The sequence below is a fragment of the Dictyobacter vulcani genome (assembly GCF_008974265.1).
Classification (GTDB): Bacteria; Chloroflexota; Ktedonobacteria; order Ktedonobacterales; family Ktedonobacteraceae; genus Dictyobacter; species Dictyobacter vulcani.
Genome location: NZ_BKZW01000001.1, coordinates 585994 through 612679 on the forward strand (window position 1 = coordinate 585994; position 26686 = coordinate 612679).

The window sequence follows — 26686 nt, forward strand, 5'->3', positions numbered from 1 at the left end:
GATCAAATATGGAGGTATGGCAATATGTTGAGTAGCAAGCATCAATGGACAATAAAACGAGCATGGATTGTTTTTCTTTGTCTCATTATTGCTCTTATTTTTCTCTCTCTCTGGTTCTTACGGCAGCAATCACCACCCTCTATTCCTGTTGATTTGTACAAATCTCATATAGTGGGCGGTTTTGGTATTAATACCTCCGAGAGAGCTATGAGGGCGACAACAGAAGGCATTCAAGTGATATTTCAATATGGTAACCCTCCCGATGAGAAGAGTACATTAGGAAGAGAACTTCAATCATTACACATGAAAGTTGTAGATGGATATATAGCCAGCTACTTACATTACTACGAGTGTCAACGTTTAAGCACAATGGTACTGCCTCTTCGTGGGCCAAACACATATTGTGGACAGAACTTATATCCAACTTTCGCTAGTGAAGATGCGTTCCTCACAACTATAGCAACTCACTTACAACAAGTTAAAGATAACCATCTTATTATAGGGTACTGGACTCTTGACGATTGGCCACGATGGGACAAAGGAAGCGGTAGGCAACTCCTTATAAAGATACATCATCTCATCAAGCTGTACACGCCCGACCATCCTGCCATTTGCGGATTCGGTGGAAATCTGACCGCGAATCGTACATTTGCTTGGGAGGATTGGATCGCGGATAATTTCTCTCCACAGGGATGTGATGAAGTTGGATTGTATATCTACACCCTGTCAATACCTATGACATCTCATCTTCCCTCATCTGAGGCGTATGACTGGTCGATGTCAAAACTACTCCCAGCGATATTTAGCAGCTTACATCATAGAGGATGGAAGATCACAAAAGAACCATTTATCGGCATCGTGCAAGCTTTTGGTGGCCCTATCGCACATACATATGCATATCGAGTTGCACCAACAGCAAAAGATATCGAAACTCAAAGCAGGAGTTTTTGTGAACACAAAGCAATTGGACTGACCTTTTACGGTTGGGCTGATACCGTATTTGTATCAACATCACAAACTCCAATGAATAGCAACGAGATTGCGCTTGGTATCCAAAGGGGTATAGCTGCTTGTATACAGTACTGGAATCATCATGCCGGAACAGGCAAGTAAAATTGTTTCTCTACCTCCTCACCGTTCGCTTAAATTTAGGGGAAATTGAAAGAATCGAAGATAGATGGCAGGTGGCATCCTCAGAAAGATTTGACGCAACCACAAAAAACCTCGCCTCTTCTTACCTGATTGCAGTTTTCAGGAAAAGTCTACCTCAGCCCTGTAACATCAATACTCTGTGGGTTGTCAACGTGGATTAGCTCGAGAATGAAACATACAGATTTTTTAGATTTTTTATACTAAAGACAGTTAGATACAATCAAGATCTTAAAAAGACAGTAAAATGTTAATAAGTAATGATAAGAGGGATGATAATATGGATAGCAAAAAATATACTTTCAAATATTTTTCGCGATATATGCTATTAGTGCTAGCAGTAGCTTTGTTCACAATGAGTATTGGAATGCTCATTATCACTACACCAGCGATGTTATCTGACTTAAGTATGTTACTAGGAAGCAAAGTGTTTAGCCCCCTGTTCTGGAAACTGATTAGTAGTGTCGCACTAATGGTGCTAATAGTTTTAGTTCGTCAGTATGAGTTAGCAGCGACTTTAGTTGCCGTAATTAGCCTTATCCTTGATTGGTATCTCGGCTTCTATATCATCGCACCAATTTTAGCGCTTGTCTTGTTGTTTATCCTTTTTCTAGATCAATCTCCAAATCGTCCCTTTGTAGCACCGCATAATTTATGGCTTTGGGGATCTTTTCTTGTGATAAGTATTTTCCCTGCGATCCAGGGAGCGCAAACACTTTATGATACCTTAACTTATTATCCCAATCTTATTCTGGGTGCATTCATGCTATTCTGGTTGGGAACGCTCGTTGGAAAGGACAATAAAAGTCTAAGGCGACTTTTTAATCTATTTTTAATATTTGGAGCATTCATAGCTTTACATAGTATATTTGAGTACACTACAGGCAAAGCTATATTTATAAAACCCAGTGCACAGCTTTTTCTTAACAGCACATCTTTTTATCCATTAGGTAATTCTGGTATTTTGCGCTTTGGATCTTTTTTCCTGCAACCAGATGCAAGTAGTGCTTTTCTTGCAATGATGCTTTTCATTCCTTTGGGGCTTTTTGTGGAAAGCTGTCTCTTCTTCCAGAAAGTTATCTACCTTATAGAAGCGACTCTTATAGCAATTGCTTTGCTTTTTACGTACAGTACAGGAGCATGGCTATCTGCTGGTGTAGGGGTAGCGGTCTTTTTTATACTGGTTGGGTCCATGAGCTTTCGACTTCAGTTGACTCTAAGTATTGTGGTTGTAATTGGAGTATTATTTGTTGGTTTTCCATTACAAATCACTATGCTGCTGCAACATGCTAGTCTACCTAGTGAAATCATATTACGTCAAGCTTTATGGCAAACCGCATTGCAAGTGATTCAGGCCTTTCCTTTAACGGGAGTTGGTTTGGGACGACAGATTTATATGGAAAAAGAGGAGAATTTTCGCGTGATATCCCAGATATATCCTTATAATAATCCGCATAACTCGTATCTGGAATTAGGGGCGATGGGTGGACTTCCAGTGATTTTCCTGTTTCTTATGCTTCTAATTAGCACTTTATGGCAGGCTATAGAGAATTGGAAATTGGCTGACAACAAAACTCGACCTCTTATTTGTGGAGGAATAGCGGCTATCATAAGTTTAAGCTTTAATAGTTGGAGCTTCGGTGTATGGACTTTAGCTCCATTAGCTGTACCGGGTTGGTTGCTCCTTGGTGCCATCTCATCCCCTTTGATCGCGAAACGGCAAAACTGTAGCATAATAAAACACACCAACGCTTAAATTTCTTAGAAGGAGAATTCTTATGGATAGACACATAAGTGAAAAAAGAAGCAAAACATCTTTGAAAGAAGCGAAAAGCGCATCGCTTTTGTCCGTTTATCCTATCGACATGTCGTCCGTTATTTCATCCTGGAAATTTCATCTTGACCATGCTGGTGTGCCTTCTCAAGTGCCTCATATAGGCTATCATCCGACTGTAATTGCTCAGTATGCGCTTGCTCAATGGAACCAATACCTGGCAAGTAAGAGTCAGGATCATCTTAATGCATTTCTAACACAAGCCCGGTGGCTTATTGAATACGAAGTACGCATTGTAAATGGTGCAGGGGGATGGCCTATTTCCTCCACTCAGATTCCAAATAGGTATGTGAAAGGTCCATGGTTATCGGCTTTAACACAGGGACTGGGTCTCTCTGTACTTATGCGGGCTTACCAAGTAACTCAAGAGGAACCATTTCGTGAGGTAGCATACAGGGTAGCCCTTACTTTTCAGCATGATATTCTGGATGGCGGAGTCAGTACCCCTATAGGAGAGAAAGGCATCTTTTTTGAAGAGATGGCTGTCTACCCAGCGTCACATAACCTGAATGGCTTCATCTTTGCTCTTTTCGGACTTTATGACTATAGCACAATTCATAGCAATGATCAGGTCAATGAGCTAATACAATGCGCTTTGTCAACGATGCAACTGCTTCTGGATGAGTTTGATTGCGGATTCTGGACGCGAACTGACTTGCTCTATCGACAGCTTTCGCTCCCTGATCAGTTCGCGTTGCAAGTCTTACTACTTGAGGCACTTGCGGGCTATGTTGGCAATAAACGCTGCTTAGAAGTGGCTGCGCGCTGGAAAAGTTATCAGCAGAGGTTTGGCACTCGCTTGCGTTATCAGATCACAAGCTACTGCCGCTTCATTATCCATAAGTTGTTGAAACGGATACGAGCTAATCTTTTCCATCAGTCAGAAAGTCCTTCAGGGCTACGCGTATGTGTACCGATTACGGCTTTCCCTGTTACCGGTGGCATGCGTACAGTGTTGACTAGGGTAGCAGAGGTAACCACCGATGTATGGAAGATGGAGTACTTGACTCCAGAGGTTGGGCCTCATGCCGAGAAATTTATCATTCACAAGTTTAGAAATACGGGCACCTCTCCGTTCCGATTTCCTACTGTCTGGTTTTATAGCCTTGCAGGTTTACGGAAGCTTGTCTCTCTGATGTGGCACGATGCTGGCTATGACGTTATTTTTCCACAAGATGGTATATTTACCGCCGCCTTCGCAGGGCTAGCCGCAAAACTGGCAGGAGTAAGGGTGATTTGTATTGACCATGGTAACCTGGTATCGTCTCTTAGTTCTATCTATCATGACGAGCGCATTCATGCTTTAGCGTCAAAACACTGGTTGCGCCAGCTAATAGAGCGCTTTCTGCTTTTTGGATATTGGCCCTCTCTGTCTTTTCTAGCTTGGTTGGCTGCTCGTTTTATCGATCATTTTTATGTCCCTGGTGTGACAGGTGATGGAGTTGAGGATATCTGTAGACACTTCGGAATAGGCCCCAGCCGTCTTACTCGCTTTGTGAACGCAGTTGAAATAAATCATCATGTTCTCCTTGATGCGGTGTCAAAAGCGGAACTGCGTAAAAAATTGGGTATTCCTGCTCATGCTATCGTCATTACAACGATCTGTCGCCTTGCTCCTGAAAAGGGTATTCATATTGCATTGGAAAGTATACGCATCGCTCTTTCAAAACTTTCTCCCAAACTAAGTGAACAGATATGCTTTCTCATCGTCGGAGAAGGACCATCGCGCAAGCAAATAGAAGAGGATATCTGTAGACTTGGACTAAATCAGACTTGTGTACTCTGGGGACAAGCTTCACACGAAGAAGTTTTATTGCTTCATAGCCTCAGCGATATTTATGTGTATTCAGGTGTACGAGGGGGCGGTTATTCATTAGTAATGCTAGAAGCGATGGCATCTGGTTGTGCTGTTGTAGCTTCAGATGATCCCCTGGCCAATGTACGTATGTTGGAAGATGGCCGTGGAATAGTTGTCCCAGTGGGAGATGTGGAACAAACAGCGATGGCTCTGGTACAACTTGTGAGCGATGCGGAATGCCGCAGCCAAATGGGGCATTTGGCACGAGACTACGTTGCACGATATAATACGACCTCTCTATTCAAACGTGTCTGGATGCGTGCAACATACTGGTCGTCATTAGCTGAGTTGTTGTCTCCCGGGAAAGAGAGCGAAAGGTTATAACAGGATGTCAGGCAAAAGAAGTTTTGCGGATCTCGATTGAGGCAAAAGACGCTGTTTTTGAGCAGCCATGATCAAGGAATGCCAAGTAATTCTCGGTTTTTTTCTCCCAACGAACATTGTAGATGTAGATTAGGTCTCCTGTATTCCCAAAATTCTCTGGTACAAGTGAATGAGCTGTTGCTTTTCCTTTTCCCAACACAATTCTTTCGCTGCGTTATGCGCATTTTTATGCATGCGATCAAGTTCGTCTCTATCTCTCAACATTCTGTTGATGGCTGTGCTAATGTTCGTGGGCGTAAGCGAGGTAACCACTCGTCCAGTCTCATAGGCTGTGAGTATATCTACAACGCCATCGAGCTGAGAAGAGAGTACGGGAAGGCCAGCCATAAGATACTCAAAGAGCTTGTTTGGCAGTGACAATCGAATGCTCAGCGAATAGTCTGGATCCAAAACGATTAAACCAATGTCTGCTGAGGCTGTCCAATCCAAAAGCTCATCATAAGGAACAGGAGGGATAATTTTGACACGGTCGGCAACTCCCTTACGGGAAATCAAGCGTTGTAAGTGAACGAGAGTTTTCTGATCAGATGGTCCCATCATCACAATAATATTGTCTCGTTCCAGGAAAGCAGCAGCCTGTACTAACAAATCAAGTCGCCGGTTCGCAAAAATACCTCCCTGGTACAAGGCAATGCGCGTCTCTGAAGAGAGGCCAAGAGATTGTCGGAGTAGATCGCTTTTCGCCACGGTGCAATACTCAAGTATGTTCCGCAGCACTAACACCTCTGACAGATGATACCGTTGCTGAAACTCTCGTGCGATAAGAGGTGAAACAGCAATAACACCTTCACAATGAGGGAGCACAGCCCCAAGAGAGATTACCATGAGCCAACCAAGCCAACGCCAGAAAACAATATCCGTCTCGGGGGCTGGTATAGGGCATTCATAAAAGTCAAGAATCACTGGTTTACGGCGCAGCTTGGCGGCAATATAGCAGGCAGGTAACGCGGTTAAGTCACCTGCATGATAGATATCTGCCCGAGCACGTATTAACCATAAAATACTGACTATAAGTAGCCATACTGCCTTGACAAAAAAATAGGGTTCAAAGCTTCTTGACGTATACCAGCCAGGTAGAATGATATGATGTACGCATATACCACAAATATCTTTTTTTGCCTGGATGAAGCGTTTACTCTCAATATCAATAATTGAGACTGCTAATCCTGCCGTCACGAGCGCTGAGGCAGAGCGCATCGCCCGCACATCACTACTTGCTTTCCGTACAGTATACATACACACCCTAAAAGGGTGCAGTAGTGGAGTTGTACCCTCTAGCACATCATCAATATGGGTCATGATAAAGCTCTTTCCTTTTGCTCCATCAGCACCTTGCGATAGAGGCGAATAAGTTGCTGTTTTTCCTTTTCCCAATAAAACTCGTTATGGGCCGCATTCAAAGCATTGTCACGCATAACGGCAAGGGCATTATGATCATGTATAAACGTATTGATAGCAGCACCAATCGCAGCAGGAGTAAGTGGGGAGACTATTTGTCCAACGCCATAGGTTCTAATTATATCGGAGATAGCATCAAGTGGTGAAGAAAGTACAGGCAAGCCAGCCATCAAGTACTCGAAAAACTTGTTTGGCAGGCACATCCTTATGCTTACCGAGTAATCAGGTGGCAGAATAGTCAAGCCAATGTCTGCAGAAGCTGTCCAATCAAGTAACTCCTCATAGGGAACGGGAGGGATGATACGGATCTGTTCAGCAACTTTTTCTTTGGCAATAAGTGTATACAATTGAGAACGTGTCGGTTCAAATGACTCACCCATCATGACAATTACAATATTCTGCTCCAGAAACTTCGCAGTGTGAACAAGCAGATCCAATCCACGATCAGATTGTAAATTTCCTTGATAGAGGGCAATGCGCACATTTGGACGCAACCTCAGATATTGTCGTAAGAGATCCTTCTTGGGAACAACCCTCAATGGGGGGATATTACGTACCAACGATATTTCCGGCCCTCCATAACAGGCACGTATCTCCTGTGTAAGTGGAGGAGAGACAGTAATCACTCCTGCACATAATGGCATCATATGAGATAAGATGAATTGTGAGATGCTGTGTAGTTTTTTCCATTTTTTCACAACAGCAGTTGATAACGGCATTTCATGTGCTTCGAATATGAGCTTTTTGTGCTGTAACCATGCAACGATATAACACGCAGGGAGTGCTATTTCGTCATGCGCGTGATAAACCTCTGCTGGCGTAGACGATAGTCGAAGCGTAGCTAGTATAAATACTTGCACAAGCTTGACGATAAACCATGGCTTAAAACGCGTAGGGATAAACCAGCTGGGCATCATAATGTGTTTCAAGCGAATGCCATGCAGCTCTTCTGTAGCAGAGCGAGAACAGTCGGTCTCGATATCTACAATGAAGACACTATATCCGGCTTCGACTAGCGCAGTTGCTTCACGCATGATGCAAGTATTATTACGTGCACTTCCTTGTAGATACATACAAATCTTAGTTGCCGACTGCCTGTCGACAGGATTTTGAACTTTATGTTCAAAATGAAATAACGTATTCATGATAGAAAGCTCTCCCGTATATGTTGAGTATATGTTCTGAGTGTTTAGAATGGTGTCGGCGCTTTCGGGATGTTCTGGTACAATTGAAGGAGCCTGAGTTTTTCCTGTTCCCAACATAAATTTTGTTGAACGGCCTTAAAAGCATTACGACGCATTCGTCCAAGTGTGGCGTGATCTGCAAGCATTGCTTCAATAGTTGCTGCAATCGCTGCTGGCGCAAATGACGGGACTATCTGTCCAATATCGTACTGGTTGACCACATCTTTAACTGCATCGAGTGGTGTTGCCAGCACAGGCAGGCCAGCCATAATGTACTCAAAAAGCTTATTGGGAAGACACCATTGTACGTTCAATGAGTGGTCGGGAGAGTGTGGTACCAGGCCGATGTCTGCCGAAGAGGTCCAATCCAGCAGATCTTCATAGGGAACAGGTGGTAGTATTTTCACCTGGTTACCCACACCTTCACGCTCGATCACAGCCTCAAATTGCTTCAGTACGTTGTTATTCGCCTTGCCCATCATCACGATCACTATGCCAGGTTTTAGAAATCTTGCAGCATATATCCACATCTCCAGGTTTCGATCAGTTTGTATGTTGCCTTGATAGAGGACAATAAGGACCTCGTTACCCAATCCGAGTAATTGGCGTAATCGGTTGCTTTTTGTAACCAATCTATAGGGAGGAACATTACGAACAAGCGATATTTCAGGTATACGATAACGGACACGTATATACTCGCCGATGTACGGAGAGACTGTAATGACTCCTGCGCAGCGTAGTAACATGAATTTTAAAAAAAAGAAAAGTAATAAGCGAAAAATATATGGGTATGACGAAATGTCATAAAGTGGTAATTCATGTGCATCAAATATAAGAGGCTTTCTACGCACAAGAGCTGCAATATAGCAAGGAAGCAATCCAGATGTATCGTGGGCATGATAAATATTCGCAGGTGTCCGTAAAAGACGAAGAATACCCTTTATACGTAAAAGATCGCCCCTAAAAAAGACAATACGAATAAACCGTGTTTTTGATACTTTTTTGGATTTAAAAATGTGTTTCAGACAAATATTCTGGAACTCTTCTTGAATGGGTCGATGTGATTCATCTTCCACATCTACAATAGAGACTGCATAGCCCGCTTCTGCAAGAGCAGTTGCTTCACGCATGACCCGGACATCAGGGCGTGCAGGCCCACGGACGTACATACATACTTTTGTAGGTGAAGGTGGAACCGCATTGCGTTTTATTACCGCAGTGTTATTACGCGATGGTGTTTTCATGGCATATCTCCTCCAGAGTATCTTGAATCATAATTTATGGCTTCTGGCAGGAAACTTGCTTAACATAGCAAGACATCCACTATAGAGAACCAGCGCACCTATATATATGCTACAGGTGACATATAAATCGTATGATTGTGCAAGGACTCCACTTCCAGTATAAAGTGCCACACCAAGAAACAACGCGAGAACAAACCGCCCTAATTCAAATGGTAGAGGGTATAATTTCTGGTTAACTATATAAGCGACCAGGGCAAGTACAATAAAAGCGGCCAGTGTTGACAACGCTGCTCCCAGTGCACCGTAGTGTGGAATCAAAACTAAGTTCATAAGGAAATTGACGATGGCAGCTATCGTCATGAATACGCCATTCATCCATGTTTTTCGTTTGATATTAACACCTACACTAAAAATGTGGTATATCCCAAAAAATATGCAAGAAGTAGCTATAACAGGAATGATAAAAGCCACCGAATGATAGGCAGGTGGGAAAAGCCAGGTGAGTACTAGCAAAGCTACAATGGATAGACCGAACGCAGCGAGAAGCGAAAACGAGCTGAACCAGTGGAACAGCAACTTAAAGATCTGATCAGCATCTTGGCGCTTCACAATAGCAAACATGGTTGTAGGCCATGCTAAGATAAATGGAGTGATTATGACAATCATCAAAGCTGACCCCAGACTATAGACCACTGCATATCTTGCTGTTTCTGTAAAAGAACTGAAACGACTCAGCAAATAGCGGTCAGAGAGCTGCACTATCCAATAAGCCACAATGTTGAGTACGAATGGCGTGCCAAATCCGAGCAAGTTACGTGCAATGCCTACACGTATCCGTATGCCTGCGCGAGAAAGGAGGAAAGGGATCGTGCAAATGACGATGCAGAGATAACCCCAACCAGCCGCTACGAGTGAACCGGCAATGCCCCAGTGCAGAGTACCTACTAACACAATATTTGCAAGTAGTGTGATCAACAGATTGCCAATCGACAGGAGAGCATAAAAAACTGTGCGACTTTCTGCACGTAACCAGACAAAGCCGGGCAGCGTCAGATTTTGCACAAATATGATACATCCTCCTATGACAATCAGTTTGCTAAATGATGAGTGATGTAATAAGGAAGCGGCTAAGAAAGGGGCGAAACTCGTTATGCCTACTATTACTAGTAGAGAGATAATAAAGAGAAGCATTGTGGTCGTGGCAATAACATCACGCTTATCACTGCTTTCTGTGTAGTCATAGTTATATGCACGAAAAAAGGCAGATCCTAAGCCTAGTTGGGTAATGCCTGCTGCCAAACTAATGAACGTGTTGAGCAGTGTAAGGATGCCATAGTCGGAGGAAGAGAGATTATGGGTTAAAAATGGCGCGAGCACGAGAGATATTAAAGGACTTAGGATCGAGGATAAAGCATAGATCCCTGTATCTTTAATCAGTTTATTTAGCTCTGGAAGCTGATTACTTGTATAAGCAAGCGCGCTGTGCAACTTTTTTATGACACATGCATCTCGCACCGTTCGACGCTCTTTCTGTCCAGACGCTTGCCACTGTAATCTGTGCTCATTCAAAGCAAGATGTTCTGGTAGTTGTTCAGTGCTTATATCAGTGAGATTGAGGTCCGACGCTAGATCAGATTTGTCGTGATCAGTCGTGAGCATATGAGTACTATCTCTTCGATTCTGCTTACTTTCTGTCAAACCCATGAGAGCCTCCCTTGAATTTTTTTGCAAGCGGTTTTCCTCTCCATCTTCAAAGGGCATACCATCTTCACTCAGTGATGCAGCAACACCCCTACCTCGAGTTTTCACTTCAAATGCGGAAACTTATTTCTCCACTTCATACAGAGAAATTGTTAGCACGTGTAATCAACTGTAGTATAAATATTCTCTGCTAGCGACTGATTGAGAGTCACTGTCTGCCTGTTTGTCGATTTTAACCCGCCTGACATAAGTGTTAATATTGCACATGATGGCAATATTATCTGTATATGTTTCTTACATATAATTCCAGTACCTCTTTCATGTTCATCTGATCCATATCCCTTGTCCCCTTCACTATTTCCCCAGAGGCAACGTTATTTTGCTTTATTTTTTCGCCCCGACTGTGGTATGAGTGATGAAGAAGAGATAGAATCAGAGCTCTTTCTATTTTGAGATGAAGCCTTCTCCTGCTCCTCATCCTCGCTAGAGTAATAGTAGTAGGGCATATATCGGCGATTGAAATTCTGTTTATTAACCACGCAACCAAGAATACGAGCACCCGATTGTGTAAGCAGAACTTTTGTTTGCTGAAGATGCTTCCTTTTCGCACGAGTGCTATCTGCAACAATGACGGTTCCGTCAACTTTAGATGCAAGTATGCTTGCGTCTGCCAAGCCCAAAAGAGGAGCTGTATCAAAAATGACCATTTCTATCTTGCTGTCCATAATAGCAGCCAGCAAGGTATTTGTAGCCTTTGAGTCTAGCAGTTCCGAAGGGTTAGGTGGTAATGCTCCTGCAGGCATCACATGGAGATTTGGAATGCCTACTGCGTGTATGTAAGTGCTCAAAGACATGCGAAAAGGCTCCGATGTAGCAAATGATCCAGATGAAAAAGATTGGCTTTGTGAACATGCCACGATAGCATTACTCAACCCCATGGCATCTTTAGAAATGTGGAACTTCTCGTGCAACGTTGGGCGGCGCAAGTCTGCGTCGATGAGCAACGTGCTTTTTCCAGCTTTCGCCAGAAAAATAGCAAGATTGGATGCAATTGTGCTTTTGCCATCTTGTGGCATGGGACTTGTTACCACAAGTGAATGCACGGGCTTGTCTACTGCCAAAAATCCGATACTCGCCCGTATCATATTATATGCTTCAGCATCGATGCCGTTTTTCTTTTGTTTCAGGAAATCTCCTTCTTTCTTCTTTATACGGCCCAAATTCCATACAACCCAAGAACCGGCCAATCAAACAATTGAGCGAGATCCTCTGGAGTACGAACACGCGTATCTAGTTGTTCAATGAGGAATGCCAATACCATACCGAGAAACAGGCCTGCCGCAAGGCCAGAAGCAGTATTGAGGAGCATCTGCGGCTTCACTGGGACAGTCGCAGCCTGAGCTGGCTGAACGGTGCGAAGAAAGTCATGATTCTTCGTCATATTTATTTCAAGCTGTGCAAGCATCGTCTGCCACTGGCTATAATTCCCCTGCAATCTATTCAATTGGCTTTGTAGACCTGCTATTCGAAGCTGTAAAGCAGCTGTTTGTGCCTGTGTGTTTACCTGTTGTTCTAAGTTGGCTACTTGCAACTCTAAATTTGTAATTTGAGCTGCGGTCTTATCTATGCTGTGATGGGTTGCATCAACTTCATGCTGGATCTGTTTCTGCGATTGGCCGTTATCTTGCGTGTTCTCTTGAACTTGTTGCTTGATTAAGGTAGCAGCAACATCATTTGCAAGCGTTGCTGCCCGTATTGGATTGACATCCTGCACGGTTATTTCGAACAATTGTGTGTTCAACTTAGATGCTGTCGTTGTTTCTTTTGTGAGTTGATCAACTGTCAAGCCTGGATAGCGTGAGGCAACCTCGCGCAGTACAGGGCCACTGGTCGCGAGTTGCGCCTCTGTTTGTAAGAGTTGATTACTGGCAAGCAGGTTGTCATAATCAGCAGAGTTACCGGTTGTATGAATAGTAACCCGAACCAGCACAGTCGATTGATAGATTGGCGTTATCAATCTGCTGCCGATATATGTTCCTAGTCCTACTACCACTATACAGATTGCAAGAAGTTTCCAGCGCTTAAACAGGACAGTCCAGTAATATTCACTTGTCATGCGGCATCCCTTTCATGTGTAGGTTTATAGAGGAATCGCGAGTCCTCTAGTAGTGTGTATAATTGCTAACTCGCGTTGATACACGAAATCGAAGGTGTATTGGCACAGTTGCTCGTTGTTTCCATCGAGATGGCAACGATCTAGTACTTGTACCCATTGATCAATCGTTGTGAGAGTAGGTGCGTCGTTTGATGAGATGATGCAAAAGATTTTGCTATGCATTGTGGCTCTGAGTTCTTCATTTGCAGAATCAGATGACCACGATATTCTAAGGGAACAACGCCTGAGGGGAATTTGGAAAAGTCGTCAGTACCGTAATTTGATAGCCTGATTTCACAAGATGTGTCACTGTTTCATGGATACGTATTGCTGGTGGGTAATACGCTGTGACGGAGAGAATGTGTGTCACTCTATTTCTCCTTTCCCTGCCAGCTTTGAACGATGCGTATTGCTGCATCCCCTTGTCCAAATGGGTTGCTCTGTGGAGGTGGCGGCTTCGGCAGCGCTACCGCTTCGAGAATGCTTTGCCAACGGGTACCAACGAGCACATTCCATCCAACCTGAACTGTCTCAATCCATTCTGTCTCTTCGCGTAGCGTTATACATGGTACGCCCAGAAAAAAAGCCTCCTTCTGGACACCTCCCGAGTCTGTAAGGATACGATATGCCGATTGCTCCAGGGCAAGCATGTCAACGTATCCTACCGGCTCGATCAATTGCACATGTTTCTTCCACTTGATGTTATAGCGTTGTAAACAAGCACGCGTGCGCGGATGCACAGGGAAAAGCACTGGCATCTCCAGCCTGTTTAGCGCATGAGCGATTGCACCCATCGCCTCTGGATCGTCTGTGTTAGCAGCACGATGTACAGTAGTCAACATATATTTCTCTGGAGAAACGTGGAGGCGCGATAAGAGCACATTTGCATGCTTATCTAGTCTGGATTGCACGCGCAAAAGCGTATCATACGTTACGTCACCCACAACTTCTACACCTTGTATGATGCCTTCATTAGTGGCCTGTCTATACGCCGTTTCTGTCGGACAAAAGAGGCGACTGGAGAGGTGATCAGTAACAATGCGATTGATCTCCTCCGGCATGCTTCGGTTAAAGCTGCGTAACCCCGCTTCAATGTGAGCGATTGGAATCTGTAGCTTTGCTGCCGTAAGTGCTCCAGCTAGAGTTGAATTTGTATCTCCATACACAATGACCCAATCAATGCGCTCTTTCGTCAGCACTTGCTCCAATGCTATGAGCATGCGAGCCGTTTGAACCGCGTGGGTAGCAGAACCACATTCCAGGTAATAGTCCGGCTCAGGAATATCCAGCTCTTTGAAGAATTGCGCCGATAGAGCGTAATCGTAATGTTGTCCAGTATGAATTATCAACTCCTCATACTGCTGCCGCAGTACCTTGCTGACAGGTGCAACTTTCACAAATTGTGGGCGTGCTCCTACAATAGTGGCAAATCGCATAATTTCCTCTTTTTTTCCATTACACGATACTACTTGTAAATTATTCAAATGGCTCGTGTTTCACCTTATAATGACCATCCCCAACTGTTATGTAATGCATACCAGCTGCTTCCACGGTTGTGCGGCAGAGCGCGTGACGCCCATCAAGCACCACTTTGCATTGCTTGAAACGTGTGAAGTCGAACTGCTGGTAAATGGAATGATGGCATTGAAGGATGATGGCGACGATCTTGTTTTCAGCGTTTGGAGGTAACGCTGTGTATCCTAGTGTACACAGTTCATCCATGCTAAAAAGCGCGTCGTCTACGTAGCAGATAGCCCCACGGCGTGTGAGTGCAGTTTGCAATAACTTCGCGCTCGTAAATGCTGTCTCGCGTACATTGCCGCGATAGGCTACGCCGAGCAGCAAGACAGATTGCTGCAGTAATGGGCCAACGACATCCTCCAAGCGTTGTATGGCATACTCTGCCATTGCATCGTTAATATGCCGTGCTTGACGTGGCAACGCGAGCGTATGCTGATCGGTATATGCCTGTGAAAGCTGGCTATGATCATAAGGATTCGAGAAAAGGAAGTAAGGATAGACCGGAATGCAGTGTCCACCGACACCAACGCCAGGTGTGTGAATATGCGCGTAGGGCTGAGTATTTGCAGCCGCAATCGTAGCATATACATCAAGATTATGTGCATCTGCGTAGCATGCATATTCATTTGCTAAGGCAATGTTGACATCTCGATATGTTGCCTCGATGAGCTTCACAAACTCTGCTTCGTCTGTTGAGGCCATGGGAATAATCTCAGCATCCAGCACTGAGCGGTAGAACGCTATGGTGCGAGTGGTACTTTCCACATCGATACCGCCAACTACTTTTGGGTATGCCCGCAAATCGTGGAAGATTGTGCCTGATGAGACACGTTCTGGGCTATATGCGAGATAAAAGTCAGTGCCAGCCTGGAGCTGTGAGGTTTGCTCAAGTAGCGTGCGAAGATGTCGAGCCGTTGTGCCCACAGGTAATGTCGTTTCATAGATGACCAGGGTGCCAGGTTGTAAATTTGCTCCAATTGCACTGGTTGCTGCATCAATCTGCGTTGTATCTACCTGATGCTCACTATCTATGCCAACCGGCACAATCACTACTACAACGTCTACCTCTCGTATCGCCTTTGCTATATTGGTGGTCGCTGAGAGTAAGCCTGCGTATACCAGTTGGGGGACTTCAGACGAGAGACTGGGCTCCTCCTGGATATGAGATTCCCCGGCATACAGACGTTCAACTACTTGGCTGTTACTATCGCAGCCGATGACTTTATAACCATGCCTGGCATATTGTACGGCTAGTGGCAGACCTATTTTGCCTAGACCAACAACTGCAATACTGTGCAGCCATGCAGGTGCGCTAGACGTAGTTGTTGGCATACTGCACCTTCTTTCGTTCCACACCTACTCTCTCTAATGTTGTTGACGCAAGCAGGCGGTGAGCAATCTTCAATGTAACTAAACCGTCCTCACCAGTCACCGTCGGTTGTGTGTCATCGCATATGGCTTGTAGCACATCTTCATATTCCAAGCGTAATGGCTCTGCCTTCTGTACTTTGAGCCGCGTCATCGTTCCTTCACTCACACCTGTCAAAGAACGCAGCGCATCCCATGAGGTTGAAGTATAATCATTTTCGTAAAAATAGAGGTCTTGCGTGAGGTAGTTCACAAGAAACATACCTTTCTCACCGGTAATGGTGAGTTCACGTATCTTCGTTGGCGTGAGCCAATTTACGTCGAGTACGCCAATAACATCGTCAGCGAAGTGCAATATTCCCAGCAGCAGGTCTTCGCAGGTTTCGTGAATACGCCGTTGCGTCTCCGCGTAGACTCCTTCTACTTCGGTATTTGTCAGGTAGCGCATGATATCGATATCGTGTGTTGCGAGGTCAAGAATGACTCCAACATCGCGAATACGGGGAGGAAAAGGCCCAAGTCGCCGTGCATGAAGCTGAAATAGTTTTCCCAGATCTCCTTCCATCATGTGGCGCTTCAGGGCAATGATCGCTGGATTGAAACGCTCGATATGCCCAACGGCGATCTTGGCTCCACTCCTACGTGCTAGCTGGATTAATGCAGATGCTTCCTCAACTGTGCTGGTCATGGGCTTTTCGATCAACACATTGATCCCTCGTTCTAATAAATATGCTGCAACTGCAAAATGTAAGTTCGTCGGCACGACTACTGCGACAAGACCGGGATGTGCCTCTGCTACCATCTGGCGATAGTCAATGTACCCAGTCAGATGAAAACGGTTCATTGCACGACGTAAGGCTGTCTCTGATGCTTCCGCGACTCCGACGAGTCGGATCTGCTCTTCGTTAAAATCAGAGAGTACTCGCAGGTGATTCATACCCATGGTGCCCGCACCCACTACTCCGACGTTCAGTGGCATAGCTTGAGCACCTCCTTTGTGATGGTGATAAGATCCTCTGCACAGAGAGCGGGATGTACGGGAAGCGATAGTACGTGTTGTGCTGCACTTTCGGCTATGGGCAACAGGCCTTCTGGATGTGCCCGTATAACGGACGTTGTGCTATGTGCTCCTACGCATCTGTACTCATCCGTATGGTTCTGATAGAATGGTTGCTGATGAATGGGCATTGGATAGTGAATACCGGTGCTGACTCCCCGTTCTCTTAGGTGTGCCGCCCATTGATCACGATTGCTCGGCACTTGAATTGTGTATTGATGATAGACGTGACGATGCTCTGGATGGATGATTGGTGTTTGTACCGCTCCACGTAGGTGGCTGGTTAAGAACGCTGCGTTGGCAATACGTTGCTCTGTCATCTGTTCCAGGCGTTTAAGCTGTACGACCCCTATTGCTCCTTGTATATCTGTCATGCGTAGGTTATATCCCAGCTCGTTATGAGTATAGTGCTCTTTTTGTCCATGATTACGGAGAAGACGGCAACGTTCGGCAATCTCCGGGTTATTCGTTGTGATCATGCCTCCTTCGCCAGTTGTCATATTTTTGGTGGCATAAAATGAGAAACAGCCTGTGCCAAAGCCACCAACTGGCTTTCCGTGTATAGCAGCTGCGTGCGCCTGGCATGCGTCTTCTATGATGGTCAAATGATAGGCTTCTGCTAGTTGTAACAGCTGATCCATCGCGCAAGGATTACCGTATAAATGCACTGGCAGTATGGCTTTTGTATGCTTTGTGATAGCCTCTGCTACTAATGTAGGATCTATATTATAGGTATCTGGCTCTATATCGACAAATACTGGCGTTGCTCCAACTAACAGAATGACATTCGCTGTTGCGGCAAAGCTGAATGCAGTCGTGATCACTTCGTCACCAGGGCCGATATCGTGCGCATGTAAAGCCAGGTAAAGGGCAGCAGTTCCAGAAGAAACAGCTATCGCATCCTTTACCTGGCATAACGTTGCAAATGCGCGCTCAAATGTTGCGACGTGTTCCCCCTGCGCAATATGTGCCGACGCTAAAACTTGAAGCACGGCTTCTTGCTCCTCAGTCCCTAATAGAGGATAAGCGATAGGAATCATGAAAAATTCCTTTCTATAAGCTGAAAGGCCGAAGTATAGACTGTCTATCATGTTTATGCTAGCTGCCTATAAAATCATGCACGCATTTTTATCATAACTATCGCACCAAATTTTTTATAAGACATGGTTCAAAGTGAGCTTGAACCAATGTGGCAATTGACGAAAAAGTTGACGAAAAGAATCCTTGAGAGATAATGTTGCCTAACCAGAACATGATAAATGTGGACTGAGAACGATATGAAGATAGATGCTTTCAGCCTCTGAAAGTTTGAAACGTGCACCGCGAATGGCAGGATCGATAGTTAAGAGGAGAAACAAAATCCAGAGCCAGAACGAGCGAGGACCCGTCAACGTTGGATTAAAAACCCCGATAGCCACTCCTATCACAAAAACTGCAAATAATGCCAAAGCCAAAGAAATTGATGAAGAGTAAATCAACTCTCTTAGCGTTTGTTGTGTGCAAGGAATATGTTCTATGTTGTTCATACTATGCTCATTTCTTGCTTGTTTGCTTGTAAAAAGTTTCTCTTAGCATCTGTAGTCAATCACCATATGTGTATTTTCTGTTAGCGATTGGCTGGCCGTTGCAGCCTGTTTGCCCAGCAGTTTCATTCCAACGGATCTGTTCACGCGTATCGTACATGGTGGCAACGTCACATGCACCTTGAATGTCCATACAGCTCCTGCTTGTCTTTGGATCATGTCTTGATAATGCCAACCATACTGATCGTGGGTGGCGACGTGAGGCACACGCCAAGTGAGAGTGATCGTGCGAGTTTGGCCATAGCGAAGTGAGAAGAAGCCAGCCCATACCTCGTGACCAAAATCGTTGCTGTTGCTTCGTAGTTTCCATCCTTTTTGAGTCAACAACATGCTGCCCCGAGGAACATACACGCGTATATAATCGCGATAGATAGGGCGACTGTACTGTTCTGGAATCGTCCATGAGTAGCGGAGCTGAGTCAGGTGGGTAGCGTTGCCTGCAGCATCAATAGTCACCGTATCAGCCAATGTATTTACAATAACACTATTTGCTTTATTGCCGGCAATATTTGCATCTACGACGAAGATGCCATCACCTGACTCTGTTTGAATCGCAGCATCGAGATGATCCTGGTGGAACAGTGCTTCTACGCGGGAATTATTCAAATATATCTGTAAGTCTTTTGTGCGTATCCCGTTGACAACTAGCAGCAGAAATTTGGCAACATTTGATGAAGCTGACTGGCACACGCGAGAAAAAAAACGTTCTGCTAATAATGCCGTAAAGTGTTTCCGCTGTGAAGAATATCCGTCAGGCGAGGCAACAGTACCTGGTCCTTCGGTTCTTGGCCCCAGCTGATGGTAATGAATGCGTTCAACGAGATTGTGTGCATTTATAGTCTCATGGTACTCAGGAAGATAGATAGGTCCAGTGATAGTAAGAGCATTCTGAATAAATGTGGGCGTGATCGCGATCACGCCTTGGAGCGGTATATTACCACCTTCGCGTGTGTAGAGCGACTCGGCATACCTGGCAACTGTTGGGAAATCAGCATCGAGATTTGAGTCTCGTAATCCCCAATTATATTTTGGAACTATGTCAAACCAGCTATAGGCGACTGGGAATAGATTAGTTAAACGTGCGGCGCTAAAGGCATGGTCCAGTAAGCTCGTATCAGTAATGTGTGTGGCCACCAACCGTGCGCCTGTGAATGTGGCGATGCCATAATTTCCGATGAAACCGCCGCCAGGCCGTAGCTCTGTTGAGTCAAGCACTTCAAGTAGATAATTGGCTGAAGTATCAATCCCCAGAAGCATTGGCACTACAGGCAATATCCTCACAATACGATCCGACCACAGATGGAGCATGGAAAGGTCTTTATGCAGAACATCCACTAGCGCACCGAGGTGCGGATCAAAGCGTAGATCCACTGGCGCTAGTTGATCCGCTTCATTAATAGCACTATTAATAGAGGCCTGTACGTCCTGAAGATGTTGCGTGATGAAGGTGAAATCTGCCATAGTAATGTTCTGGGATTGGGCACTGAGCGAGCTATGCAGGCGCATCATGAGCAAACGCAGGACATCACAACCCACCAGCCCGGCGCGGGAAAGCTCCATTGCAAGCGGGACCAGGTGGAGTGCGGCATGAACCTTGTTTCCGTAAACTGGCAAGAATGCTGACACTCCAGGTACAAATTGTTGAGTATGATCTATATCACTAAAATCGTTCAAGGCAACAGAGAACTCTTTTTGCGCTCCAGCTACGCTGGATAGATCAAAAGGATGCTGTAGTAATACGGCTAAGAACGTTTTGGCTTTGAGCAAATGTTTCATGCCATCCTGTGCGATAAGGAGGTTACTCCGATAGGTTGCAACGCTTATTCCACTTCCCAGTCCCACCACTATAGATATGCATACTATAAGGAGTAGCACCCTGATAAGCAGGGGCTTCCCCACGTTAAGCCTGTTAATCTTCTTTTCCATCTTCAAGCGCACTAATTCTGTTTACTTTGATCCACTAGCGCTTTACGTGTGCCGATGTTCGTGCTCAAATGCATGATCTCTATCCTTTCCCCAAAATCAAACTGGATTGAATACTAAGCTTCAGACACGTTATTATCTATTGTGCTAATCAAATATCATGTTGTACTGAGGTATTTTTGGACGGAGATCAGGTAGACATGCTATCTTCCATGACCACAAAGAACCCCAATGACTGTTTTAGAAAGAATGAGTAAATCGAGGAAAAATGAGCGATGAAAGATGTAGTAAATATCGTACTTCAACTTAATCGCATCACCCTGTACTGTATTAGTATAACAATACATAACTTGTGCCCAGCCTGTAATCCCAGGTTTGACACGCAGACGCGTTTGGTACAATGGGATTATAGACGCTAACATGGATGCCACTTCCGGTTGTTCAGGTCGAGGCCCGATGAGATTCATATCACCCAAAAGAATGTTTAGTACCTGTGGTAGTTCATCAAGATGTTTGCTCCGCAGAAAGCGCCCGACGCGGGTTACTCTTGGATCATCTTGGATCGTGCGAGTACAAGCTGTATGTTTGCTTGTTTCAACGTGCATAGAGCGAAATTTGTACATGTGAAATATTGTACCCTTGTATCCTATCCGTTTCTGAGCATAAAAAATAGGACCCGGAGAGTCACAATAAATCAGTAATGCCACAATAGGCAAAATCAAGAGGAATATTGCCAGGCCGAAGAACCCGAAAATCAGATTGATCACCATGCACCAAAATAGGTAAAAGGATGATATTGTTTGCTCTACAGGTAATATCTCACTGATTTCTTCAGGTTGGGCGAAGTTCGTATGTAGTTGGCCTTTTGTCGATACGGCCTGTGTCCTCTCAGGTTTGATACGTCCGTGTTGCACTCCATGATCATTTGCAGGTGCATGTGTTACGATGATCTGTTTCAACTTCGGTTGCATATGAGCATTTCTCCTTTTACGGTAATATCAAATCAAGCCCATTCGACAAAGGCCGGAACAAGCTGTACACTTGCTCTAGTGAACTGTTGAACATGCCAGAGAAAAACTCATTTCTTCACACAGCTCAACCGATTGAGAAAGCTTTCGCTTCCCTGGCAGTCAAGCGGCGTGGTGTCAAGCCACTTCGTTTTCCTTGACATCGAGACGCAGCATGATACACTTCTTCATGTTCACTTGAAGACATCCAAGCCTTCACTCTCCTCATCTTTTCTTTTCCTCCTGAATATTCATTGCCTCAAGGGGTTGACATAGAAAGTCTTCTACTGTCTCTGACGTTTCCTCATCCATGTGGCGGGCTGTGCGGGCTCCAGTAATCGGTCATCAGGTTGGCTCTGCTCTGATGGCATACATGAAACCTCATCCTTCTTCACGAGAGCATTGATGCGTATATCGAGTTTGGCAATTAATTGTTTCCAGTCAAAGCGCTCCTCTACAAAGGCACGTCCCTGTTGTCCTAAGATATTAGCCTTCTGTGGGTGTTCATAGAGTTCGAGGATTGCGGCTGCCAGTTCTTCGCTGTTCTCTGGTTCTACTGCGATGGCTGCTTTTGCTTCCTGCTCCGCAAGTCGGCGGGCCTCGCCTGCTACACTCAACACGATGGAGCGTGCGCAAGCCATTGCCTCATACATCTTCGTGGGAATCGCGCTCTCAAACAACGGCAATTTTCTAAGTGGTATTAAGCACACATCAGCGCCAGCGAGCAACTGTGGTATCTGCTCATGTGGTTGCGGCTCAAGAAAGAGCACATTGGTGAGATTACGCTGTTTTGCCTGTGCAACTAGATCTTTCTTCTCAGCTCCATCGCCCACTAATACAAAGCGTATATCAGCCCAATTGAGTAAGCGTTCTGCCGCATCGAGTAGAGTTGTAAGGCCTTGTGCCAGTCCATGTGTACCAGCATAGAGTGCGATAAACCGATCATCCCAGCCAAGTTCAAGGCGAACTTGCGCCTGCGGTAGTGGTCTGAATTTGTTTATATCCACTCCGTTTGGTAAAAGAAAAACCTTCTCTGGAGGGAGACCCTGCTTGATGATCGCTGTATAAATACCTTCTGTAACAGCGCATATCAGTGCTGCTCGCCGATAGGTTGACCATTCCAACCACTGGGCAAGCCAGATCAATACACGATTACGAAGCATACCTAATTGTACTGCTGACTCAGGCCATAGATCAGCAATAGCAAAGATGAAAGGACATTTTTTGAATGTGGACAGCATATGTCCAGCAATTGCATCAAAGAGAGGTGGCGATCCAACGATTATTATGTCCAGTTGGCCTATGGCCTTCCAACCTAAAATGGGAGCAAGACAGCCAAAAGAAAGCTGAGCGAGAATACGGCGAAAAAAACCTTTATTTGGACATGTATAGCTCCATACGCGCACCACACGGACGCCTTGGCACCAATCTTCCTGTATAAGGCGGCCCCGATACTCAGGTGGAACTATCCCTGTTGGATAGTTAGGTCGTGTCGTCAGCACCGTCACTGCGTGTCCCCTCTGTGCTAAATGGGTTGCTGTCTCGCTAAGACACACAGCAGCGGCGGCTTTTTCGGGTGGGTAGTACGGTGTGACAATGAGAATATGTGCCATGCTAAATCTCTCTCTTCCTACGAACTTAGCACAATATGTTTTTTGGCGCCTTTTTTGAAGTAATATTTCGCTATATTGTGCTTTACTTGTTTATAACCGTATCCAGTAATAATGCATGCAAATGGAAGAGTTGGCCAATTGTATCCGCCATTAAAAGTCGTTTCAATTTAATGATGGCTGAATTGAAACGCTCGATGTGTCCAATGGCGATGTTGGCTCCCTTTCAAAGAACCAGGCAAGACCACAATTTATACTCTTTTGAGATTTAGCAATAAATTATTCCAAAATGTCTTTAATCCTGATCTCAAACATCATTACAGTATTAGTTAACTATAGAAGTATTAACGACATATTTATGCTGACACCGACAGAATACTTGAATAGTTATTTTCAATGCCTTTTCATTTTTTGTGAAACTTTGTTTTTATTATAAATAACGGTTAATAATCATAAAATAATTTATGCAATATTTTATATGCAATAACACGTAATAATATTTAAATGTATTTAATTTACTCCTCAGATAAAATTGATATTTATGGTATAATAAGCATATATGGGTAAAAATTATATAAAAATTGGAAAAATTCTATGCAGAATGCAAAAAAACAATTTGCTTAGAAAATACATATAATTGGGTTTCTAAAAGAAATTAGAACAAAATTTATTTTTTTATTTATTAAGATAGAAATACGACAAAAGATAAATTCATGGTTATAAAGCTTGTTCTCTGTCTTTTATCGTAGAGGATTGTAAAGAGCAGTTTCCATCTGCCGCAATGCAGGAATTTCCTGCCACCTTGGTAGATATCGTTGTTAAAGAAAGCAGGAATAGATGTCTGATTCAGCATTTTACGTTCATCCAACAGCCGAAGTAGAACCGGATGTACAGATTGGAGCGGGAACACGTATATGGCGTCAAGCACATGTGCGTGCACACGCATCGATAGGTGAACAATGTACCCTTGGTCAGGGAGTGTATGTTGATGCGCATGTGCGCATTGGTTCGCGTGTGAAGATTCAAAATTATGCTTCTCTTTTTGACGGTGTGATTGTCGAAGATGGAGTTTTTATCGGACCCCATGTGTGTTTTACTAATGATCTGTTCCCCCGTGCTATTACCCTCTCAGGGGAACTCAAAACAGCGAGCGAGTGGGAGGGTTCGTCAACACGTATCGAATACGGAGCATCGATTGGAGCACATTGCATCATCATATGTGGAGTAAAGATTGGGTCGTTCTCACTCATTGGCGCAGGATCCGTCGTGACAAAGGATGTGGCACCGTACACACTAGTTTTTGGTAACCCTGCAAGCCCACATGGCTATGTCTGCGAATGTGCACATCGCCTCTCGGATATTAAGGAGCAAGATGGGAAAATCCTGGGATGGTGTGAGTATTGTAGGAAACTTTGTTTGGTAGGAACGGCATCTGACAATGCCAGTTTGGTACTATCACACAATGAGGGTGGAATGATTAGTTCTTATTAAGCTCTTTTAATATATAAAGCGTATTGTGCTTTATAGTATAATAAATATATAACTGTTCAACTCACCCTTTGAGATGAGATACGATGATCAAAGTACTATCAATTTTAGGCACGCGCCCAGAGGCAATCAAGATGGCTCCGGTACTTCTGGAGTTGAAACGGCATCCTGAGCATATTACTAGCTGTATATGCGTAACCGCGCAACATCGACAGATGCTTGATCAAGTATTAAGCATTTTTAGGCTCATCCCTGATTATGATTTAAATGTGATGCAAGAGGCACAATCGCCTACCGCCGTAGCTGCAACAGTGCTCTCGAAGCTGGAACCCATTTTGATGGCCGAACGTCCTGACTGGGTGCTGGTTCAGGGAGACACAACCACGCTTGTAGCTGGAGCGCTTGCGGCCTTTTACGCAAAAGTAAAAATCGGGCATGTAGAAGCGGGGATGCGGACCTATGATAAGACGCAGCCTTTTCCTGAAGAAGGACATCGACGAATCGCAGCCGCCATAGCAGATATGCATTTTGCGCCGACCCAAGAAGCATTCAATAACCTGCTACAGGAGCATATTCCTGCTGAAAACATTCTATTGGCAGGTAATACAGCAATTGACGCACTTCATGCCGTAACAAGCTTACCATATAGCGCAATAGCTGGGCCACTTACTGGCATTGCTTGGGAGAAACGCATCATTCTCGTCACCACACATCGACGTGAGAACCAGGGTCAACCACTAGAATCAATCTGTGAAGCACTGCGAGAAATCGCATTACGTTACCAACAAAGTGTACATATCGTTTATCCAGTACATATGAATCCACATATAAGGAAACCAGTGCAGCACAAATTAGGAGATACACGAGGCATCACCTTGACCTCGCCACTTGATTATTTGTCCCTCACGCATTTGCTCAAGCGCAGTTATCTGGTACTGACAGATTCAGGTGGGTTACAAGCCGAGGCTCCCAGTTTAGGAAAGCCCCTCTTAGTTTTGCGCAATACGACTGAATATAAAGAAGCAGTAGCAGCTGGCACATCCAAGCTGGTTGGTTTCAACCGTCAATGCATCGTGGAAGAAGTGACTCGACTATTAGAAGATAGAGACGCATATAAGAAAATGGCCCGGGTTATCACCTCCTATGGAGATGGACAAGCAGCAAAACGCATAGTTGCAGCTTTGATGGAACCTGATGGAACCTGATGGAACTGATTTTTACAGTGTGAAGAACTCCTCTATGTGTCAGAATAAACACTTGTCATAGAAACGATAATGGTGAGGAGTCTCAGGCGAACGCCTTAAACATAATTAACCCCATAATCCTGGGTTGTTTGATAGAATAAACAAAGCGAGAGTAAAGGCGAGGGAACCAATGAAGTCTCTTGGGTAAGCAGTATTCAAAGCCTCCGCGAGGATCAAGGCAGATGAATTCGACTGCCCGGAACCCTGCGTGCTCAAGGGTATGACTAATGTCGCGTATGCTATTGAGGCGGTAAGTTGTGGGGAAGTGATAGGAGTCACGTGCCTGCTCCCCAATCAAGCGTCCCAGGAGCCAATTTTGAATGCCTAATGTCGCACTTATTTTCGTAGCCAAGCCAAAATAGTGCCACAAGTTAGGAGTGATACCAAACAGAGTGCCTCCCGGTTGTAGCAGAGATTTACATGCGGATAGGAAATCATGAGGATGAGCCACATGCTCCAGTACCATGCGTGTATAGAGGCAGTTAAAGCGAGCACTGTGATTTTTGGCAAATTCCTCTATTGAAATTTGATGCCATTCATGCAGATATGGATTCTGTTCAATTTCGGCGTCAGGATCAACGCCAACCAAGTACCTGACGTGCGACTGGATAAGTGCCGTGTGACCTGTTAAGCCTTTGCCTGCACCCACATCTAACACTTCAGAATTGCTATCGCAGTATTGTGTAATCCACCTGAAGAACTCGGTATGTGCATCTACGTCTGCAGGAAGAAAAGAGACCTGGGTTCGAATCATAACTCTATTGGCCAGGACCCCCGCCATATCTGCGAGGGATGATGGCCGCTCCTTTTTTAGGCTAGGGATGAGTGAAATATCTCAACCTTATAAACACACATGATAAATAACTGTTCTTGCTAAAATAATTCTAAAGCTTGGTCATAAGATAAGTATATTGATGCATTGACTCTGGATAGCGACAAGTGCTTCGAGCTTCCCATACGCGAGTCTTCTCCTAGAGA

General features: G+C 44.7%; 20 protein-coding genes. 5 read left to right on the plus strand and 15 right to left on the minus strand.

Features of this window, described 5'->3' with window-relative positions:
* Positions 1 to 24: 24 nt before the first annotated feature.
* The 3 genes from KDW_RS02450 to KDW_RS02460 all read left to right on the plus strand — a co-directional run bounded on the left by KDW_RS02450 (position 25) and on the right by KDW_RS02460 (position 5165).
* The gene (locus tag KDW_RS02450) at positions 25 to 1113 is read left to right on the plus strand and encodes a hypothetical protein (protein WP_151754493.1); all 1089 of its coding nucleotides are present in this window, start codon (positions 25 to 27) and stop codon (positions 1111 to 1113) included.
* Positions 1114 to 1429: 316 nt separating this feature from the next.
* Entirely contained in the window at positions 1430 to 2905 is a 1476-nt protein-coding gene (locus KDW_RS02455) for an O-antigen ligase family protein (RefSeq protein WP_162004888.1), read from the plus strand.
* A gap of 22 nt (positions 2906 to 2927) precedes the next feature.
* The gene (locus tag KDW_RS02460) at positions 2928 to 5165 is read left to right on the plus strand and encodes a D-glucuronyl C5-epimerase family protein (protein ID WP_151754495.1); all 2238 of its coding nucleotides are present in this window, start codon (positions 2928 to 2930) and stop codon (positions 5163 to 5165) included.
* Between the two features lie 129 nt (positions 5166 to 5294).
* Here KDW_RS02460 and KDW_RS02465 read toward each other — a convergent pair whose 3' ends face one another.
* The 14 genes from KDW_RS02465 to KDW_RS02530 all read right to left on the minus strand — a co-directional run bounded on the left by KDW_RS02465 (position 5295) and on the right by KDW_RS02530 (position 22979).
* Positions 5295 to 6599, minus strand: coding sequence for a glycosyltransferase (locus KDW_RS02465; RefSeq protein WP_151754496.1), 1305 nt, complete (start codon positions 6597 to 6599; stop codon positions 5295 to 5297).
* Positions 6521 to 7768 carry a glycosyltransferase gene (locus KDW_RS02470; RefSeq protein WP_162004889.1) on the minus strand — a complete coding sequence of 416 codons (1248 nt, stop codon included), beginning with the start codon at positions 7766 to 7768 and terminating at the stop codon, positions 6521 to 6523. Before KDW_RS02470 ends, KDW_RS02465 begins: the two co-directional genes overlap by 79 nt.
* 44 nt (positions 7769 to 7812) lie before the next feature.
* On the minus strand, positions 7813 to 9051 hold the full coding sequence (locus KDW_RS02475; protein WP_151754498.1) for a glycosyltransferase family 4 protein: 1239 nt from the start codon (positions 9049 to 9051) through the stop codon (positions 7813 to 7815).
* Positions 9052 to 9078: 27 nt separating this feature from the next.
* Positions 9079 to 10812: a lipopolysaccharide biosynthesis protein gene (locus KDW_RS02480; RefSeq protein WP_151754499.1), complete on the minus strand. Its 1734-nt coding sequence runs from the start codon at positions 10810 to 10812 to the stop codon at positions 9079 to 9081.
* A 314-nt stretch (positions 10813 to 11126) separates the two neighbouring features.
* Complete coding sequence (locus KDW_RS02485; RefSeq protein WP_162004890.1) at positions 11127 to 11972, minus strand: CpsD/CapB family tyrosine-protein kinase; 846 nt, start codon at positions 11970 to 11972, stop codon at positions 11127 to 11129.
* Complete coding sequence (locus KDW_RS02490; RefSeq protein ID WP_151754501.1) at positions 11960 to 12868, minus strand: Wzz/FepE/Etk N-terminal domain-containing protein; 909 nt, start codon at positions 12866 to 12868, stop codon at positions 11960 to 11962. Before KDW_RS02490 ends, KDW_RS02485 begins: the two co-directional genes overlap by 13 nt.
* Positions 12869 to 13278: 410 nt before the next feature.
* Positions 13279 to 14343 (minus strand): non-hydrolyzing UDP-N-acetylglucosamine 2-epimerase, encoded by a 1065-nt coding sequence (gene wecB, locus KDW_RS02495; protein ID WP_151754502.1) that lies wholly within the window; start codon positions 14341 to 14343, stop codon positions 13279 to 13281.
* A gap of 40 nt (positions 14344 to 14383) precedes the next feature.
* Complete coding sequence (locus KDW_RS02500) at positions 14384 to 15760, minus strand: nucleotide sugar dehydrogenase (RefSeq protein ID WP_151754503.1); 1377 nt, start codon at positions 15758 to 15760, stop codon at positions 14384 to 14386.
* Entirely contained in the window at positions 15741 to 16775 is a 1035-nt protein-coding gene (locus KDW_RS02505; RefSeq protein ID WP_151754504.1) for a Gfo/Idh/MocA family protein, read from the minus strand. The genes KDW_RS02500 and KDW_RS02505 overlap by 20 nt, the downstream gene beginning before the upstream one ends.
* Positions 16766 to 17893 (minus strand): DegT/DnrJ/EryC1/StrS family aminotransferase, encoded by a 1128-nt coding sequence (locus KDW_RS02510; RefSeq protein WP_151754505.1) that lies wholly within the window; start codon positions 17891 to 17893, stop codon positions 16766 to 16768. Before KDW_RS02510 ends, KDW_RS02505 begins: the two co-directional genes overlap by 10 nt.
* A 201-nt stretch (positions 17894 to 18094) precedes the next feature.
* The gene (locus tag KDW_RS02515) at positions 18095 to 18379 is read right to left on the minus strand and encodes a hypothetical protein (protein ID WP_151754506.1); all 285 of its coding nucleotides are present in this window, start codon (positions 18377 to 18379) and stop codon (positions 18095 to 18097) included.
* A gap of 42 nt (positions 18380 to 18421) precedes the next feature.
* Entirely contained in the window at positions 18422 to 20212 is a 1791-nt protein-coding gene (locus tag KDW_RS02520; protein ID WP_162004891.1) for a DUF4012 domain-containing protein, read from the minus strand.
* 350 nt (positions 20213 to 20562) lie between these two features.
* The gene (locus tag KDW_RS02525; RefSeq protein ID WP_151754508.1) at positions 20563 to 21330 is read right to left on the minus strand and encodes a sugar transferase; all 768 of its coding nucleotides are present in this window, start codon (positions 21328 to 21330) and stop codon (positions 20563 to 20565) included.
* 320 nt (positions 21331 to 21650) lie between these two features.
* Positions 21651 to 22979: a glycosyltransferase family 4 protein gene (locus KDW_RS02530; RefSeq protein WP_151754509.1), complete on the minus strand. Its 1329-nt coding sequence runs from the start codon at positions 22977 to 22979 to the stop codon at positions 21651 to 21653.
* 834 nt (positions 22980 to 23813) lie between these two features.
* Here KDW_RS02530 and KDW_RS02535 point away from each other — a divergent pair.
* On the plus strand, positions 23814 to 24467 hold the full coding sequence (locus KDW_RS02535) for an acyltransferase (RefSeq protein WP_151754510.1): 654 nt from the start codon (positions 23814 to 23816) through the stop codon (positions 24465 to 24467).
* Between the two features lie 83 nt (positions 24468 to 24550).
* On the plus strand, positions 24551 to 25669 hold the full coding sequence (gene wecB / locus KDW_RS02540) for a non-hydrolyzing UDP-N-acetylglucosamine 2-epimerase (RefSeq protein ID WP_151754511.1): 1119 nt from the start codon (positions 24551 to 24553) through the stop codon (positions 25667 to 25669).
* Between the two features lie 82 nt (positions 25670 to 25751).
* Here wecB (KDW_RS02540) and KDW_RS02545 read toward each other — a convergent pair whose 3' ends face one another.
* Positions 25752 to 26462 carry a class I SAM-dependent methyltransferase gene (locus tag KDW_RS02545; protein ID WP_162004892.1) on the minus strand — a complete coding sequence of 237 codons (711 nt, stop codon included), beginning with the start codon at positions 26460 to 26462 and terminating at the stop codon, positions 25752 to 25754.
* Positions 26463 to 26686: the final 224 nt, after the last annotated feature.

Excerpts from the sequence above, each read along its gene's own strand:
- KDW_RS02470 (WP_162004889.1), bottom strand. The coding sequence starts at position 7,768 with ATGAATACGTTATTTCATTTTGAACATAAAGTTCAAAATCCTGTCGAC.
- wecB (WP_151754511.1), top strand. The coding sequence starts at position 24,551 with ATGATCAAAGTACTATCAATTTTAGGCACGCGCCCAGAGGCAATCAAG.
- KDW_RS02500 (WP_151754503.1), bottom strand. The coding sequence starts at position 15,760 with ATGCCAACAACTACGTCTAGCGCACCTGCATGGCTGCACAGTATTGCA.
- KDW_RS02475 (WP_151754498.1), bottom strand. The coding sequence starts at position 9,051 with ATGAAAACACCATCGCGTAATAACACTGCGGTAATAAAACGCAATGCG.
- KDW_RS02450 (WP_151754493.1), top strand. The coding sequence starts at position 25 with ATGTTGAGTAGCAAGCATCAATGGACAATAAAACGAGCATGGATTGTT.
- KDW_RS02520 (WP_162004891.1), bottom strand. The coding sequence starts at position 20,212 with ATGAAACATTTGCTCAAAGCCAAAACGTTCTTAGCCGTATTACTACAG.
- KDW_RS02510 (WP_151754505.1), bottom strand. The coding sequence starts at position 17,893 with ATGATTCCTATCGCTTATCCTCTATTAGGGACTGAGGAGCAAGAAGCC.
- KDW_RS02525 (WP_151754508.1), bottom strand. The coding sequence starts at position 21,330 with ATGCAACCGAAGTTGAAACAGATCATCGTAACACATGCACCTGCAAAT.
- KDW_RS02460 (WP_151754495.1), top strand. The coding sequence starts at position 2,928 with ATGGATAGACACATAAGTGAAAAAAGAAGCAAAACATCTTTGAAAGAA.
- KDW_RS02505 (WP_151754504.1), bottom strand. The coding sequence starts at position 16,775 with ATGCCACTGAACGTCGGAGTAGTGGGTGCGGGCACCATGGGTATGAAT.
- KDW_RS02530 (WP_151754509.1), bottom strand. The coding sequence starts at position 22,979 with ATGGCACATATTCTCATTGTCACACCGTACTACCCACCCGAAAAAGCC.
- KDW_RS02490 (WP_151754501.1), bottom strand. The coding sequence starts at position 12,868 with ATGACAAGTGAATATTACTGGACTGTCCTGTTTAAGCGCTGGAAACTT.
- KDW_RS02545 (WP_162004892.1), bottom strand. The coding sequence starts at position 26,462 with ATGATTCGAACCCAGGTCTCTTTTCTTCCTGCAGACGTAGATGCACAT.
- KDW_RS02515 (WP_151754506.1), bottom strand. The coding sequence starts at position 18,379 with ATGAACAACATAGAACATATTCCTTGCACACAACAAACGCTAAGAGAG.
- KDW_RS02480 (WP_151754499.1), bottom strand. The coding sequence starts at position 10,812 with ATGCCCTTTGAAGATGGAGAGGAAAACCGCTTGCAAAAAAATTCAAGG.
- wecB (WP_151754502.1), bottom strand. The coding sequence starts at position 14,343 with ATGCGATTTGCCACTATTGTAGGAGCACGCCCACAATTTGTGAAAGTT.
- KDW_RS02455 (WP_162004888.1), top strand. The coding sequence starts at position 1,430 with ATGGATAGCAAAAAATATACTTTCAAATATTTTTCGCGATATATGCTA.
- KDW_RS02535 (WP_151754510.1), top strand. The coding sequence starts at position 23,814 with ATGTCTGATTCAGCATTTTACGTTCATCCAACAGCCGAAGTAGAACCG.